Source organism: Bacteroidia bacterium (assembly GCA_025056095.1).
Taxonomy (GTDB): domain Bacteria; phylum Bacteroidota; class Bacteroidia; order JANWVE01; family JANWVE01; genus JANWVE01.
On record JANWVW010000039.1, the window covers coordinates 1 to 16,571 of the forward strand.

The following is a 16,571-nucleotide window of genomic DNA, read 5'->3' on the forward strand; positions in this document are numbered from 1 at the left end:
GTACTCTAAAATAGAGAGCCACAAGCTTTTACCAAATCTGCGAGGGCGTAAAAAAGAAACAAACTTTTGCTTTTCTAGTAGAGTTATGAAATTTGTTTTATCTACGAAGACAAAGTTTTGGGTAACCAGTTGTTCGAAGTTACTTACACCGTAGGGGAAGAGTACTTGGTTCATGTAGTAAAGATACGCTTTTAGTAGGATGGTTGGGTTTGTTTTTTGCGTGAGGCATGCGGAGGGTGGGCGTTAGCCCAGTGCGGAGCGAAGCGAAGCACCGAAGCGAAAGCGTAGCCCGTAGCACGCCGACCTTGTGGGCTTTGCCCACAAGGGCACGCCCAAAAAATAAAATTTATTTAATCTTTACATACTTAATACTTTGCCTGAAAATAAAGACAGACCTAACACAATTGAACCCATCAAAGAACCTCAATCTACCTAAACTACAGCCATATCATGATGGCATTTTGTTTTTCATTAACTTTGAAGTTCATTCCAAACACAATATTTTTGCCTACGTGCATTTAGTCCCATTTTTAAGAATTCTCATTCCGTTTATATTTGGTATTTTAGCTTATCATCACAAAATAAATGGCTATTTAATTTTAGCTATCGCCATTTTTGGAGCACTACTTTACCTTACCGCTTCCATCTTAAAAAAACAAGCTAAAATTACCTTGAATAATGAAGTTTTAGCGGGAATAGGCATTTTACTATGCTTATTGAGCTTGGGATACCTTCATACTTTTCTATACAATACTAAACCTAAAAATCATGTCAGCCATTTTAATGAGAAAGTAATAACACTCAAAGGTGTATGGAAAAGTGATATTCGGCGCAGCTCATACACTAATCAATTCTACTTGAACGCTACTCATGTTCAGTACCAAAAGCAATGGATACCTGTAACAGGTAAAGTTTTACTAAAAACCAAACTGATAGACTATCCCAAAATAAAATATGGGGATACCGTTGTACTTTATCAAGTTCGTTTGCAATCCACTCCATCGGCACAGTTGCCTTATCAATTTGATTATGCTAAATACCTTTTTTACATGCGCGTGTACAGTATTATCTACCTGTACGAACAAAATGAAGCGGATACTAACAAAATTAAAATTATCTCTAATCCTAGTTGGTCTATTTTCAAAACTATACAGGGCATCAAAGAGCAACTCTTAAAGATATATGAAAATTTACCTACTGAAAGAGAACAAGCAGTTGCAAAAGCATTAGTCTTAGGCTACCAAGATGATATTGACTTTGATACGCAACAGGACTACATAATTACAGGGTCTTTACACATATTAGCCGTTTCGGGCATGCATGTCGGCTTAATTTACTTAGCTGTATTCAGCTTGTTACAATATATTCCTTATATCAACCGAAAATTGTGGTTAAAAGCCGTTTTAACAAGCGTATTAGTGATATTTTATGCGTTTTTGTCAGGGGCATCGCCTTCTATCATGAGAGCGGCAATAATGTTTTCTTTTGTTTTAGGGGGCAAAGTCCTACAACGCTACCAAAATATCTACAATACTTTGTGCGTAGTGCTTTTCTGTATGCTTTTATACAATCCAAACGATATCTTTAATCTGGGTATGCTACTTTCTTTCGCAGCAGTAATAGGAATAGTAGCTCTTGCGCCCGCTATTCAAAACGCTATCTCTATCCCTGACTATACTCAATATAACTACGGTCTAAAAAGACTTGCTTTCTGGGTGATTAAACAAATTTGGGTACTGACAAGCGTTTGTATAGCAGCCCAACTTTTTACTCTGCCCATCAGCTTATACTTTTTCTACCAATTTCCAACCTACTTTCTACTTTCAAACTTAATTATCGTACCTATATCTACTTTGGCTTTATTTTTAGGGATTATCTTGCTATTTGTACATTGGATTCCTTTTGTAGGTGCTTGGGTAACACAAATTTTATTTTACCTACTATACAGTATGAACGAAATTATAGACTTTTTAGCCAAGTTACCGTATTCTACTATCTCTCCTCTACCTGTAACTTTTTGGGGCGCTGTATTTTTAATGATAACCGTTAGTGCCATGAGTGTATATTTTCTGCATCGCAAAAAAATTTTTTGGTGGATAGGTTGCATAAGCGTGTTAGCTTTCTGCTGTACCGAGGCATATAGACATTACAAACACTACCAAGCTCATTGGGTTACCTTCAAAATAGGCAAAAATACTGCTTTGATGTACGTTTCTCCGTATCGAAAGGCTGTAGCTTTTGTTCCTCAAAAGGCACTGAAAAACACTGTAGGGCTATATTACGTGTCAGGAGCATATTTAGCTTACCATGGATTGAACAAAGCAGAAGTTTATCCTTATAGTCCCTCCATACAGACCGAATTGTGGCACAAAAGGTATGATATTAGTCCAAATGCCTTTTTAGAAGCTACGTATGAGTATTCAAAAGGCAAAGTTCGTTTCACTCAATATCATAAGCAGAAAGTAATCACTCTGTATAAGGATAAGGTAGTTAGTGGGCTGGAGAATATTGCTTCGGGTAAAATTACGTTCTAATTTTTTTTAGTTGATAATCAAACATTTGCATTTTATATGTAACGAAAATCAAAAAAAAGTTGTATCTTGCAAGGATAAAAAAGAGCAATAAGGTAAGCTATGAAAAAGTGGTTAATTTTTATCATCATGCTTTGCAGTGTGGGCATGTTCTCTATTTATGCCCAAAATAACACTAGCACTATTACAAGTGTTGCGCCTCCTTCAGAAGATGCGGGCGAATTGTCTTTTGAAGAAGAAACATACGATTTTGGTACAATAACGCAAAAAACTGCGCCTAACAACAAAATTTCACATGAATTTTTCTTTACCAATACAGGTAAAAAGCCTGTAAAAATATCCCAAGTAACAGCATCTTGTGGTTGTACAACTCCTCGTTGGTCATCTGAACCTATTCCTCCTGGTAAAAAGGGCAGTATTTTAGTAGAATACGATGCTTCTCGCCTAGGTTCATTCCATAAAGCTATAACTATTACTTCCGATGCTAAAACGCCTTCAAAAGTGATTTTTATTAAGGGGGTGGTAGAGCAACCCGCAGCTACTTCACCCTTAATTGCCCCTGGCAATTTACCTAAGCTGTAAAAAACTTAGCAAAACAACAAACAAAGCGGTGAAATCTTATTTCTCACCGCTTTTTGATTTTTTAGCTACGGATGCTTACGCATATTGACAGTCATTAACCAAAGGATTGCGAAAATAGCCGTAATTACTACTAAACCTAAACTTACGTAATTAAGCGCATTGAGAAATTCAGGATTTTTTACCCAATATACCCCCAGCATAAAAGCTAAAGCCAATAAGAACAAACAAATTAAAAAGCCTATCAAAAACGTGTCATGTACCTTAATCAGTTTGTATATTCTTTGCCGCATACGTTCTTTCCAGCCATCTTTTTTGTGTTTCTGTTCTATTTTTAAGGTTTTATTAACTACAGTTTGATTTTGCGCAGGTACCGCAGCCCCTTGTACTGAAAAAGTAGAAAAACAAAGAAATATCACTACAAGTCCATATATCCAAAGTAAAAACTTCATATTCCAAAAATATGAAAAAAGCTTGTTTGTTTCAAAATTATTCTGCTACTACTCCACTATACAAAGCATTTCTCTGTGCTTTGACGGTTTCGCTTTCTAAATACTCATCTAAGGTCATAAGTTTATCTAAAAAGCCATTAGGGGTGAGTTCAATTACTCTGTTGCAAACAGTTTGTAACAATTCATGGTCATGTGAGCTAATGAGCAATACACCTTCGAAATCTTTCAAGCCATTATTTAGAGAAATGATAGATTCCATGTCCAAGTGATTAGTAGGGTCATCCAAAATAATCACATTCGGATTTTGTAGCATCAATTTAGCAAGCATACATCGAACTTTTTCCCCTCCTGATAATACGGTGCATTTTTTCAAACTTTCTTCACCTGAAAAGAGCATTCTTCCTAAAAAACTACGAATAAAGGTTTCATCTTTTTCCGTAGAATATTGACGTAACCACTCAACAAGATTGAGTTCAGGATTAGAAAAGTATTGGCTATTTTCTTTGGGAAAATATCCTACATTTGTGGTTATTCCCCATTTGTATGTTCCCGAAGTTGGTTTTTGTTCACCTGCTAAAATGTTAAAGAAGGTAGTAATTGCTAAACTATCTTTACTAAGCACTGCTACTTTGTCTTTTCGGGTCAATTTTAAGGTAACATCTTTGAAGTAGTATCCTTCTGAATGGGCTGCGCTAAGGTTTTCTATTTCCAAAACTTGATCGCCCAATTCACGTTCAGGCTTGAAAGCTATGTAAGGGTATCTACGGTTTGAAGGTTTTATTTCTTCAATATTGAGTTTTTCAATCATTTTTTTGCGAGCTGTAGCTTGGCGAGATTTTGCCGCATTAGCACTAAAACGAGCAATAAACTCTTCTAACTCTTTCTTTTTCTCCTCTGCTTTCTTATTTTGTTCTTGTTTTTGCTTCAAAGCTAATTGGCTAGCTTGATACCAAAACGAATAATTTCCTGTGTAAAGCTGTATTTTACCAAAGTCAATATCAGCAATGTGAGTGCAAACTGCATCTAAAAAATGCCTATCATGGGAAACGACAATAGCTAAATTCTTAAAATCTGCTAAAAAGTTTTCTAACCAAGCTATCGTTTCTATGTCTAATCCGTTTGTAGGTTCATCCATTAACAGGATATCAGGGTTGCCAAAAAGTGCCTGTGCTAATAATACTCTTACCTTTTGATTTTCATTGAGCTCTTTTAGATATTTTTGATGTAATTCTACTGGTATGCCCAAGCTATTGAGTAGCTCTGCTGCTTCTGCTTCTGCTTGCCAGCCGTTCATTTCTGCAAATTCAGCTTCTAATTCAGAGGCACGAATACCATCCTCTTCACTAAAATTTGGCTTACTATAAATAGCTTCTCTTTCTTTCATTACTTGATACAGGCGCTTATTGCCCATAATTACGGTTTCTAATACTAGCTTGTCATCGTACTCATAATGGTTTTGTTTAAGCACAGACATTCTTGCATTTTTATCTATTTCTACCTTACCTTGTTGAGGTTCTATTTCACCAGATAAAATTTTTAAGAAGGTAGATTTTCCAGCGCCATTTGCACCTATTAAGCCATAGCAGTTACCTGGTAAAAACTTTAACGTAACGTCTTCAAATAATGTGCGCTTGCCATACCTAAGTGTAACTCCCGAAGTACTAATCATGGCACAAAGGTACAGATAAATTTACATTCTCATTCAAGCAAAATGGAAAGAATTTTATTACGAAGTTAGGACAAAGTTTGAGAAAATTATGTTATCTTTGAAATATGGACATTCTGTTTGATAGTTTTGAGGAGTGGGCAAGATATTGCCAAGAAAGGAATATTTTACCTCATCTAGCCGTAATAGAATATGAAATGAAACAAAAGAATCGCACAGAAGAGGAGATATGGAATGGTTTAGCGCGTGCTTTTCAAGTAATGCGTGAAGCAGTACAAACAGGACTTAGCCAAGATATGCGCTCTCGCTCAGGTATGATAGATAATGGGGCTAAAAAGGTAAAAAATGCACCTATTTCTGTTTTAGGGGAGAACTTTCAACAGTTGATATACAACGCCCTAGCGGCTAAGGAGGTCAATTCGTGTATGGGTAGGATTGTAGCTGCACCTACGGCAGGCGCATCAGGAATTATGCCTGGAGTACTTACTACACTTCAAAATATCCATCATATTCCTAACGAAAAAATATATCAAGCTATGCTTGTTAGCGCAGGTATTGGTTTAATTATAGAACGTAAAGCCAGTATTGCAGGCGCGGTAGGCGGATGCCAAGCAGAAACAGGTACAGCAGCTGCTATGGCTTCGGGTGCGGTAGTCTATTGTTTAGGCGGAGATTTATCCCAAATTTTTGATGCAGTAGCCATTACAATACAATGCATGTTAGGCTTAATATGCGATCCCGTAGCAGGTTTAGTTGAGGTTCCTTGCGTAGTAAGAAATGCTTCAGCTGCAGCAATTGCTTTCAGCGCAGCACAAATGGCGTTAGCAGGATTAAAAACTGTCATACCTGTGGATGAAGTAGTTGAAGCAATGGGCGAAGTAGGTGCAAGCATGGAAAGCAAATATAAAGAAACTGCCTTAGGAGGACTAGCTGCGACTAAAACCGCAAAAATGATAGAAAAAAAAGTTTTGGTGTCTAACATAGAAATTTTGCCTGATGATACAACTCTATAAGAACACTTAATTCCACTTTGAATTACCATTTCTAACCTATGAGCGAAAAGAAGAAAATAGGTCTATATTTCGGTTCATTCAATCCTATTCATGTTGGACATCAAATTATTGGAGAAACCATTTGTACTAACGCTTCTTTGCATCAAGTATGGTATGTGATTAGTCCGCAAAATCCTTTTAAGTCTAGCCATCAACTTTTACATGAATTTGACCGCTTTGACATGGTAGAAGCCGCCCTTATGGATAACCCTAAGCTTGTCGCATCAGATGTAGAATTTCACTTGCCTAAGCCCTCTTACACTATAGACACTTTGGAATTTCTACAAAAAAAATATCCTACGTATGAGTTTTATTTAATCATGGGTGAAGATAATCTACAAGGTTTTGAACGCTGGAAACGATATCAAGATATATTAAACGGTTATCAATTGTTAGTTTTTCCACGTCCTTACTGCGAAAAAACACTTTTTCATGATCACCCGAATGTCCATTTAGTAGATGCCCCAAATATGAATATTTCTTCAACCTATATCCGTCAGCGTGTAAGGGAAAGAAAAAGCATAAAGTACTTAGTGCATGATGCTGTGTTAGAAATTATAGAAAAAAATGGGTACTACCTTTAATTTCTGTTTTTACCCTAAAAGCTCAACTGCAAGCTTTTATCAAAACTTTCATTCTTTAATTAGCCTACTTCAATTCAAAGCAAAATAAAATACCTAAATTCAAAAAATGTTCTACTTTTGCAAGGAATGAAAAAACTATTCTACTGCGTAGCATTTTGTTTTGGGATTACTTTTTCTCCCTTAGCACAGAGTTACAAAGGTTTAGAACGCCCTAAGCTAGTAGTCGGAATTGTTATTGACCAAATGCGGTATGACTTTTTATACCGATACTGGAACCGTTACCAAAGCGATGGAGGTTTCAAACGCTTAATTACGCAAGGATATTCTTGTGAAAACACACACTACAACTATGTGCCTACTTACACTGCACCTGGGCATGCAGCTATTTTCACAGGGGCTCCGCCTTTGTACAGTGGGATTGTAGCAAATGAATGGTATCAAAAAAGTACCAAGCAAAAGGTATATTGCACGCAAGATACTACTGTACAAGGTATTGGTCATACTGTTGGAACAGCAGGTAAACAATCACCTCGAAACATGTTATGTACTACTATTGCAGACCAAATTAAACTTTCTAATGAGCACAAAAGTAAAACAATAGGCATATCACTCAAAGATAGAGGTGCTATATTATCCATAGGGCATACAGCTGATGCTGCTTATTGGTTTGATAGCAGCACAGGAAATTGGATAACTTCTAGCTACTACATGAAAGAACTACCTACTTGGGTCAAGGAATTTAACAATCAAAAACTTCCCGATAAAATGATAAAAGAACCTTGGAACACTCTTTATCCAATTGAAACGTATATCATGAGTGCCAAAGATGCGGGTGAGTACGAAATAGGCGTCAAGTGTGAGAATAAAAATACTTTTCCGCATAATTTTGCTATTAGTAATGATTGCAAAGATTACAAGCCCATTTTACATGCCCCCGCAGGAAATGAACTTACTAAACTATTTGCCATTGCTGCCATAGAAAATGAAAAACTAGGCAAGGGCGAATTTACAGATATGCTAACTATTAGCTTCTCTTCCACAGATTATGTAGGGCATTACTTTGGACCTAATTCAGTAGAAGCAGAAGACACTTACCTTCGCTTAGATAAACAACTTGCTGAACTGCTCGATGTTTTGGATAGACAAGTAGGCAAAAATCAGTATCTTGTTTTTCTCACTGCTGACCACGGCGCAGTGTATAATCCTGATTATTTGCAGCAATATAAGATACCTGCACGACTTTTCAACACTCAAAACCTTGTAGAACAAGTAAATAAAAAACTCTCTCAAAAATATGGCGAAGGCAAATGGGTCTTAAAGTATATGAATCAGCAAGTTTATCTGAATGAGCCACTAATACAAAGTAAAAACTTAGATGTATCTCAAATAGAAGCCCAGACTGTGGAAATTGTACTCAATTTAGAAGGTGTATCGCACGCCATTTCTCGCACAGATTTGATAACCAAAAGCTTTATTCAGGAACCTTTTCATAAAGTGCAATTAGGTTTTCATCCTATTCGTTCGGGAAATGTGGTGGTACTGTACCAACCGAATTGGTTTGATGATGAATTAGAGTTAACGGCTACGCATGGATCTCAATATAGCTATGATACGCATGTACCTTTGTTATGGTATGGATGGAAAATTCCGAGGGGCAAAACTTATGCAAGAGTACAGATTACAGATATTGCATCTACGGTAGCTGCTTTGTTGCGAATAGAACAGCCAAACGGTTGTATTGGCAATCCTATTACGGACTTAATGCACGCAGTACAGTTTTGACATTGCTTTTGTTAAGTCTATTTTTTGCAAGAAGGTTAAGTTTTATTTTAATTTTTTGGGCGTGTCCTTGTGGGCGTTTCGCTTCGCTCATGCCCACAAGGTCGGCGTGCTACGGGCTACGTGCGGAATGCCCCGACCCTTGCGTCAGCAAGGGGCACGCCCAAAAAAATAAAAATCAAATCATCTTTTAGACCAAATATCTGCAACTCACTTTTGTGCTTTGGCATAATATTCTTAAATTTGCCATTGAATTATGAAAAAATTGCTTTTCCTGCTTTTACAAGCTAATATCCCCGAAGAAGCCAAAGGCTTTTACCAAGCAGGAAAAATATATGTAGTCGTCGGCGTTATATTGATAATTTTTGCAGGGATAATTGTTTATCTTATACGATTAGAGCAAAAAATTAAGCGCATAGAAAAGGAGCATGAACTATGAATAAAAAATGGGCTTTTATTATCGTTTTAGTGGTCATAGCTTCGTTTGGTTTTATGCTATACAGCATGACCTCAAACAGCAGCGAATATGCAGACTTTGCCACAGCTAAGCAGAAGAAAAAAGAAGTCCATATCGCAGGCGAATGGGTCATGCGCGACAAAGCTGAATACAATCCTGTAAAAAATCCTAACTTATTTACTTTTTACCTCAAAGATGAAAAAGGCGAAGTAGCAAAAGTAGTCTATAAGGACAGCAAACCTGTGGGCTTTGAAGAATCTCAAAAAGTTGTGGTTGTCGGAACTTGGAACGGAGAAAACTTTGAAGCCTCTAAAATTATGATGAAATGCCCCTCTAAATACAATGATGGGGCTAAACCTACCGTAAATAACGACTAAGTCTTATGCAAGATATTCGAAAAGTCAGCTTATCCGAGCTGACCTCCTTCGTTGAAGCGCAAAATGAACCACCGTACAGGGCTAAACAAATTTATCAATGGATTTGGCAGAAACAAGTCCGCAGCTTTGCGGAAATGACTAACCTTAGCAAAAAATTACGCGAAACTTTACAACAACACTTTTACTTTAACCTCACACACATTGCTCAAAGTGTAGTAGCCCAAGATGGCACAGTAAAGTTCGTTTTTGAACTATTTGACGGAAAAAAAATAGAAGGCGTGCTCATTCCTACACCTAACCGCATGACTGCATGCATCTCCTCACAAGTGGGGTGCAGCTTAGATTGCCACTTCTGCGCCACAGGTAGAATGAAAATGCTGCGAAATTTAGAAAGTGCAGAAATAGTAGACCAAGTAGTTCATATTCAAAAAAAGGCTTTGGAAATATACCAAAGACCTGTAACTAACATTGTTTTTATGGGCATGGGCGAACCTTTACTCAATTATAGCAACGTTGTTCAAGCTTACCACCATTTGACAAACTCGCAAGAAATGGGCATAGGATCTAAAAGAATTACTATCTCCACAGCAGGCATCGCCAAAGGTATTAAACACTTAGCAGATGATGGCATAAAAGCTAAACTTGCACTTTCGTTACACGCCCCTTCAGATGAAAAAAGAAGCAAAATTATGTCTATAAACACTCATAACAATCTTAGCACTCTGCAACAAGCCCTACAATACTACTACTCTAAAATGAAACAATACGTTACTTTTGAATATGTGATGCTTAAAGATTTCAATGATACGTTAGAAGACGCAAAGGAACTTGTCAAGTGGTGCCGAAAAATTCCCTGCAAAGTAAATTTGATAGAATACAACGAAACAGGTACATTCAAAGGAAGCAGCCCTGAAAAAATTAAAATTTTTGAACAGTACCTTCTACAACATAACATTCCAACCAGCATACGCAGAAGTAGGGGCAAGGATATTAACGCAGCTTGCGGGCAGCTTATCATCCAAGATAAAAATACGGTGCTTAAATCTACATAAAGATATCAAACTACCCTATTCTCGTAAAATCAAGCTGTTTCCTGTCATTTGTACAGGTTTAGGAATACTCATAATGTCCAAAATTGTAGGGGCTACATCTTGCAAAGTTCCCCCTGCTCTAAGTTTTACATTTTTGTTTGATTCATCTACATAGATGCAAGGCACAGGGGCAAGGCTGTGAGCAGTATTTGGCGAACCATCAGGATTTATCATATAATCGGCATTGCCATGATCTGCAATAATTAAAACAGCGTAATTATACTTTATGGCCAAGTTGGTAATCTGCTCTACACAATGGCTGACCGTAGTACAAGCTTGAATAACTGCTTGCATATCACCCGTATGCCCTACCATGTCAGGATTAGCAAAATTAACACATACAAAATCAGGCTGCTTAATAGCAATTTGATGTAGGGCTACATTCGTTACACCATAAGCACTCATTTGGGGCAATAGGTCATACGTAGCTACTTTGGGAGAGGGTACTAACTCTCTGTGTTCGTTCTCAAAGGGCAATTCCTGCCCTCCGTTCAAAAAGAAAGTAACATGCGGATATTTTTCTGTTTCGGCAATACGTAGTTGTGTTTTACCGTGCTTGGCAATAACTTCGCCCAAAGTCATAGAGATATCTTGCTTTTCAAACATAACTTTTACATTCTCAAATGTGGGATCATATTCCGTAAGAGTAACATATTTCAAAGGAAGTTTTTGCATATTGTAGTTTTCAAAATCTCGTTGAGAGAGTGCTTCGGTAAGTTCCCTTCCTCTATCAGAACGAAAGTTGAAAAACAAAACAGCATCGTTAGGTTCAATAGTAGCTAAGGGCTGTTGATGCTTATCTACATGTATGATAGGTTGAATAAATTCATCTGTGATGCCATTTTCATACGACTCTTTTATGGCTTTGAATAAATTCTGTGTTTTTTTGCCTATTCCTTTTGTAATAGCATTATAAGCTAACTGGATACGTTCCCAGCGCTTATCTCTATCCATAGCATAGTATCGCCCTACGACAGTAGCTAAAACAGTATTGGGATATTGGGCAATATATTCTAACATTTGCTCAATAAACCCTAATCCACTTTGGGGATCACAATCTCGCCCATCAGTAAAAGCATGCAAGGCAATTTTATACGCCCCCAATTCGGATGCTGCCCGGATTAAATCTTTGGCATGCTCTATATGACTATGAACCCCCCCATCAGAAACTAAGCCTAATAAATGCAAAGTTTTTTTGTTCGTTTTTGTATATTCTACTAACTCCTGAAAAACTGCATTTTTTTCAAATTCTTTATTCCTAACTGCAATATTTAGCCGTAATAAGTCTTGATAAATTACCCTTCCTGCACCGATACAAGTATGCCCTACTTCAGAATTACCCATTTGTCCATCAGGTAACCCCACAGCTTCCCCTGATGCTAATAAAGTAGTATGTGGGTAGTTTTCCCATAAATAATCTATGTAGCGTGTATCGGCTTTGGCAATAGCGCTCACCTTTGGATCTTCTGTTATGCCCCAGCCATCCAATATGATCAAAAGGGCTTTTTTCATCAAGCAAAAATAAACAAAAGTCCATTGCGGATAAAAAACTCTGTTTTACTGCATTTATAGACGTGCGTTTATCCATTTAGTATTTTTCATACGCCATTCTGCGCATATCCAAATCCATATCCAGTAGCACAGTTCAGCAATCCACACAGTAACTGCTCCCAAATGCGCATAAAATACTAATCCGTATGCAAGCAAAATATAAACTATACACAGCACAATCTCCATTATCATGATAAACTTAACATCTCCTGCACCTTCTAACGCACCTGTATAAATGTAAGCTATTGCAAAACTTAACTGTACAAAAATCATAATTTGAAGAGAATGTAAAGAAGCTTGTATTAAACTTGAATTGTCTTGCACAAAGACAGACAACAGTTTTTCAGGAAAGAAAATATGCCCAACCAAAGTAACCATAGTAATACCTATACTCAAATGCAGGACTTTGTGCATAATTTGCTTAGCTTCCTGCCCTTTACCTTGACCAATTACATTACTTACAAGCGTATTAACTGCTGCATTCAATCCCCAAATTGGTACCATAAAAACTACATACACAGAGCGTATCACCTGGGCTATGGCTAACTCTCTTTCACTAATTTTTTCTACAAAAGCAAATGCCACAGCAAACGATACAATACCAACAAAAAACTTAACCATGATAGGTGCCGAAAGTGTCAAAATCTTACGCACTTGTGTAATATCTAAAAGCTTTCCCGAGTAAATTCGTATAGCTTTAATGTTTTTACAAAAAGGCAGATACGATACAAGTATCATGAACCCGATAAAATCGGCAATGGAGGATGCTGCAGCTGCACCTGCAATGCCCATTGCTGAAATTCCAAATTGTCCAAAAATTAAAACATAGTTAAGGGCTACATTAAGCAATACTGAAAACATTGTAGAAACCATTATGATAGAAGTGCGTTCAATAGCAGTAAATAAGCCCCTGTATAATCCTGCTAAGATTGCAAATGTAAATCCATACACACGATAGGCTAAAAATTCTTGAATTCCTTTGACAACCGCATGCGATTGAAAGCAGTATTGTAAGCCATATTCACTAAAAAATAAAATAATGAAGGTCATGAGTATCCCTATCAAAACAAGCAGAACTAATGCAGTTTTGAATATCACAGGTATTTCTTGGTAATTTTTTTCCCCTAAGCGTCTTGAAATAAGAATTTGTGTTCCTATCCCTACGGCTGAAAATGGATACAGAAGCATGAAATAAATTAAACCACCCATGCCTGCGGCTTCTAATGCTAACTCACTTAATCGGCTTAAAAATATTGTATCTGTAATGAATAATAAGCTAACTGCTAAATGTCCGATAATGATAGGTAAAGCAATAGATAGTATATGCCGATAGGTTACTTGTGTTTGCGGTCTAAAAAATGACATACAACTTAATCAATCCATGCTAAACTTAGTAAGTTCAAATTTTGATGCAAAATTATAAACAGGGCAGCCTTTACAATTTAGGTACGTATTTTGAAAGCACTTTTTATACAACAAAAATGTATTATTTACCTGCTGATACACGCTTGAAAAAATTCTTTTTGGGAGTAAGTTTGGCAGTATCTTTCATTTTATTATCGGCTTTTTTAATTCATCGTACGCGACATAGCAGTAAAACTACCATTGAGAGCAAAAAACCTACTGAACTCTTTAACTTCTCTAGCGCTGAACACTACGCTGATTCTATTCTCAAAAGACTTTCTCTAAATGACAAAATAAAGCAGCTTTTTATTTTACCTTATACTCAAAAAATGAAAAATGTAGGAGGATATTTGTACTCCTCTTTTTCTGATAGTGTTATTAAAGATAGCTGTATGGTACCTTATTTTAGCGTTATTCATTATCCGCAGAATCAAAAATACATTCCTTATCTTTCTACCTTGGGCACAATCAAAAATCCAAAGGTTGTAGAGCAGCAAGTAGATGCACTGCTTTATCAAATGAAACAAAAAGAATTTAACACTCTATTAGTCCCTTTGAGATTGTCTGAATCTACTTACCAAACTCAATATATTAGTCCGAATGAGTCCACGCAAATTCAACACCTCAAAATTTTTCAAAGACAATGCGAATCACAACGTATTATATTGTGTTTATCGGCTTTTCATGCATCAAAACAAGATAGTCAAGGTATTCAAAAGCAAGTCAAAATACATAAGCAGCTAAAAGATTGTTTAGTTAATGCTATTCAGATTAGCAACCCAGATAGCAGTTCTCTACAACCTTTGTATTTTTATTACTATTTTGTGCAGCAAATGCTGCGAAAAGCTTATCGTTTCAATGGTCTGATTTTTACAGACAGATTAGATCAATTTGCTCAACCTGCAAACTATGCACAATTGCTAAAAAATGGTGTAGATATACTCGTGTGTCCGCCTGATGTAGAAAAAGCCATTCGTGAAATTAAAAAAGCGATTATCTTACGCAAAATATCCATTCAAAGTCTTGACGAAAAGGTCAAACGTATTTTGATAGCTAAGTACTTCATACAACAAAAACCTCAAAAGCCTCTTGCAGATATATACGCCAGGGCTATGTATAGAAATACCCTTGCTCATAGTGTATGCTTACTCAAAAATGACAATAATTTACTTCCTTTCTCTACAGACTTTAATTTTTCCGATTGGACTTGCATAAGTCTCAATACAGATAGCTATACACCCTTTCAAGCAACCTTAGAGCAGTTTGTAGATAGCTTAGAATTTAAGTATGTCTCCCCTAAGACAACTGAAAAACAGCTCAAATCAAAATTAAGCACAGCAAAGAAAAGCGCAATTATCAGCATACATGGTACTTTGAGTCCTGAAAAATTAAAAATAATAGATACGTTTTGCCTTACGCACAATGTGGTAGTAGTTCATTTCGGACCTTTGCATAGTTCTTTGAGCTACTATGCTAACGCTAATAGTGTCATTTACCACTCACAGCATGACAGCGATGCACAAGATATTGTTGCACAAGCAATAGTGGGCGCATATCCTGTACAAGGAAATTTTGAATTTTCATTGTCTGCACCTTATCAAGCTTACACGTATAAAGCATGTAGGTTAGGAATAGCCTTGCCTGAAGAAGGGGGAATGTACCTCACTAAATACAAAGTATATCAACATTTAGACTCTGTGCTAAAAGAGTGGATAAAAGATAAGGTTATGCCAGGTGGTCAGATTATGGTAGCGCATAAGGGAAAAATTGTTTATCAAAAAGCTTTTGGACATTTGACGTATGAGGAAAGTCAAAAAGTTAAAATGCAAACTTTATACGACGTAGCATCTTTGACTAAAATTTGTGCAACCACTTTAATGTGCATGCGTGCTTACCAAGATAGTTTGCTTAAACTGCAAGATAGTCTCAAAAAATATCTTCCTTTTTTGGATACAGCTAAAGGTACAATCAAAAATGCAGTTATTCAAAAGTTGCTCACTCATCATTCAGGCGCGGGTGTAGGTTTACCTGCTTATGTTTTTAAGTTTTTTCAAAAAGAGGCTCCCAAGTTAAAACAATATTTTTCTACTACTTGTAGGGAAGCTTCATCAAAAGATAAGAAAAGTGGTACCAAAAAAGATACAGCTTTTACCATTCCCGTAGCAAAAAATTTGTACTTCCGCAACGATATGTGGGATACAATTTTGTACCAAATTAGCCGAGTAAATTTGTACAGGGAAAATGAATATGAATACAGCGACTTTAATATGTATCTATTGCAGAAGGTATTGGAAAACATTTACAAAAAACCTCTCGATGAGTGGATAGAGCAAGAATTTTATGCTAAGATGGGCTTAAAACGTATTTGTTTCCTTCCCGTGAAAAAGTTCAAGCTTGAAGAAATTGCACCTACGGAACAGGATGATCTTTGGCGAAAACAGCTTGTTCATGGTTACGTACATGACCCTACGGCAGCTTTGTGTGGCAACGTGTGTGGAAATGCAGGTTTATTTAGCGATGCTTTTAGTCTTGCTGCTATTGGACAAATGCTTTTGAATTATGGCTATTACGGAAAGCATAGGTTATTAGACACAGCTACGGTACTACTTTTTACTTCGGCGCAGCCTGGCACGTTCAGGGGATTAGGCTTTAACAAACCACCATTGCAAAGAGATACTCTTAACCGCTCTTGGCAGATGAGTTACAGATGCTCTCCTAAAACCTACGGACACACAGGATTCACAGGAACTTGTCTTTGGGCAGACCCTGAACATGAGCTTGTATTCGTAATGCTTACAAATAGGATACATCCAAAAGCAGATAACAAAAAGCTTATTGAGCGTAGTGTAAGGCAGTATGTACAAAGCTTGTTTTATGAAGCTATTGGTGTAGAACCACGTGTAGTACTTAAGTAGTACTCAAATTTTGTTTTATGCGGGGAATGATAGTTAAGAATTTTTTAACTTTTAATTTTTTTGGGCGTGCCCTTGTGGGCTTTTGCCCACAAGGTCGGCGTGCTACGGGCTACGCTAACGCTTCGGTGCTGCG

Annotated in this window: 15 protein-coding genes; 10 read left to right on the forward strand and 5 right to left on the reverse strand. The window is 36.9% G+C overall.

Going from position 1 to position 16,571, the window contains the following annotated elements; translation table 11 throughout:
- Window positions 1-174, reverse strand: a 174-nt coding sequence (locus tag NZ519_04900; protein MCS7028084.1) for an AAA family ATPase, incomplete at its 3' end; no start/stop codon positions are given.
- A gap of 53 nt (window positions 175-227) precedes the next feature.
- On the opposite strand from NZ519_04900, the gene NZ519_04905 reads away from it, so the two are divergent.
- Window positions 228-2,534: a ComEC family competence protein gene (locus NZ519_04905; GenBank protein MCS7028085.1), complete on the forward strand. Its 2,307-nt coding sequence runs from the start codon at window positions 228-230 to the stop codon at window positions 2,532-2,534.
- 144 nt (window positions 2,535-2,678) lie between these two features.
- The gene (locus NZ519_04910; GenBank protein ID MCS7028086.1) at window positions 2,679-3,113 is read left to right on the forward strand and encodes a DUF1573 domain-containing protein; all 435 of its coding nucleotides are present in this window, start codon (window positions 2,679-2,681) and stop codon (window positions 3,111-3,113) included.
- Between the two features lie 65 nt (window positions 3,114-3,178).
- On the opposite strand, the gene NZ519_04915 is transcribed toward NZ519_04910, so the two are convergent.
- Together NZ519_04915 and NZ519_04920 are read right to left on the reverse strand one after the other, a co-directional pair.
- A complete protein-coding gene (locus tag NZ519_04915; GenBank protein ID MCS7028087.1) occupies window positions 3,179-3,562 on the reverse strand; it encodes a hypothetical protein in 384 nt (127 codons plus the stop codon).
- A 37-nt stretch (window positions 3,563-3,599) separates the two neighbouring features.
- Entirely contained in the window at window positions 3,600-5,231 is a 1,632-nt protein-coding gene (locus NZ519_04920; GenBank protein ID MCS7028088.1) for an ATP-binding cassette domain-containing protein, read from the reverse strand.
- A gap of 104 nt (window positions 5,232-5,335) precedes the next feature.
- Between NZ519_04920 and sdaAA the strand changes: the two genes are divergently transcribed.
- The 7 genes from sdaAA (at window position 5,336) to rlmN (ending at window position 10,529) form a co-directional block, all read left to right on the forward strand.
- Window positions 5,336-6,241: an L-serine ammonia-lyase, iron-sulfur-dependent, subunit alpha gene (gene sdaAA, locus NZ519_04925; protein MCS7028089.1), complete on the forward strand. Its 906-nt coding sequence runs from the start codon at window positions 5,336-5,338 to the stop codon at window positions 6,239-6,241.
- 38 nt (window positions 6,242-6,279) lie between these two features.
- Window positions 6,280-6,864: a nicotinate (nicotinamide) nucleotide adenylyltransferase gene (nadD, locus tag NZ519_04930; GenBank protein MCS7028090.1), complete on the forward strand. Its 585-nt coding sequence runs from the start codon at window positions 6,280-6,282 to the stop codon at window positions 6,862-6,864.
- A gap of 126 nt (window positions 6,865-6,990) precedes the next feature.
- The gene (locus NZ519_04935) at window positions 6,991-8,646 is read left to right on the forward strand and encodes an alkaline phosphatase family protein (protein MCS7028091.1); all 1,656 of its coding nucleotides are present in this window, start codon (window positions 6,991-6,993) and stop codon (window positions 8,644-8,646) included.
- Window positions 8,647-8,715: 69 nt separating this feature from the next.
- Window positions 8,716-8,934 carry a hypothetical protein gene (locus tag NZ519_04940; protein ID MCS7028092.1) on the forward strand — a complete coding sequence of 73 codons (219 nt, stop codon included), beginning with the start codon at window positions 8,716-8,718 and terminating at the stop codon, window positions 8,932-8,934.
- On the forward strand, window positions 8,900-9,082 hold the full coding sequence (locus NZ519_04945; GenBank protein ID MCS7028093.1) for a CcmD family protein: 183 nt from the start codon (window positions 8,900-8,902) through the stop codon (window positions 9,080-9,082). The genes NZ519_04940 and NZ519_04945 overlap by 35 nt, the downstream gene beginning before the upstream one ends.
- On the forward strand, window positions 9,079-9,477 hold the full coding sequence (locus NZ519_04950; protein MCS7028094.1) for a cytochrome c maturation protein CcmE: 399 nt from the start codon (window positions 9,079-9,081) through the stop codon (window positions 9,475-9,477). The genes NZ519_04945 and NZ519_04950 overlap by 4 nt, the downstream gene beginning before the upstream one ends.
- A 5-nt stretch (window positions 9,478-9,482) precedes the next feature.
- Window positions 9,483-10,529: a 23S rRNA (adenine(2503)-C(2))-methyltransferase RlmN gene (rlmN, locus tag NZ519_04955; GenBank protein MCS7028095.1), complete on the forward strand. Its 1,047-nt coding sequence runs from the start codon at window positions 9,483-9,485 to the stop codon at window positions 10,527-10,529.
- 15 nt (window positions 10,530-10,544) lie between these two features.
- On the opposite strand, the gene gpmI is transcribed toward rlmN, so the two are convergent.
- Together gpmI and NZ519_04965 are read right to left on the reverse strand one after the other, a co-directional pair.
- Complete coding sequence (gpmI, locus tag NZ519_04960; protein MCS7028096.1) at window positions 10,545-12,080, reverse strand: 2,3-bisphosphoglycerate-independent phosphoglycerate mutase; 1,536 nt, start codon at window positions 12,078-12,080, stop codon at window positions 10,545-10,547.
- Between the two features lie 54 nt (window positions 12,081-12,134).
- The gene (locus NZ519_04965) at window positions 12,135-13,484 is read right to left on the reverse strand and encodes an MATE family efflux transporter (protein ID MCS7028097.1); all 1,350 of its coding nucleotides are present in this window, start codon (window positions 13,482-13,484) and stop codon (window positions 12,135-12,137) included.
- A 44-nt stretch (window positions 13,485-13,528) separates the two neighbouring features.
- Here NZ519_04965 and NZ519_04970 point away from each other — a divergent pair, with 44 nt between their 5' ends.
- Window positions 13,529-16,438 carry a serine hydrolase gene (locus tag NZ519_04970; GenBank protein MCS7028098.1) on the forward strand — a complete coding sequence of 970 codons (2,910 nt, stop codon included), beginning with the start codon at window positions 13,529-13,531 and terminating at the stop codon, window positions 16,436-16,438.
- Window positions 16,439-16,571: the final 133 nt, after the last annotated feature.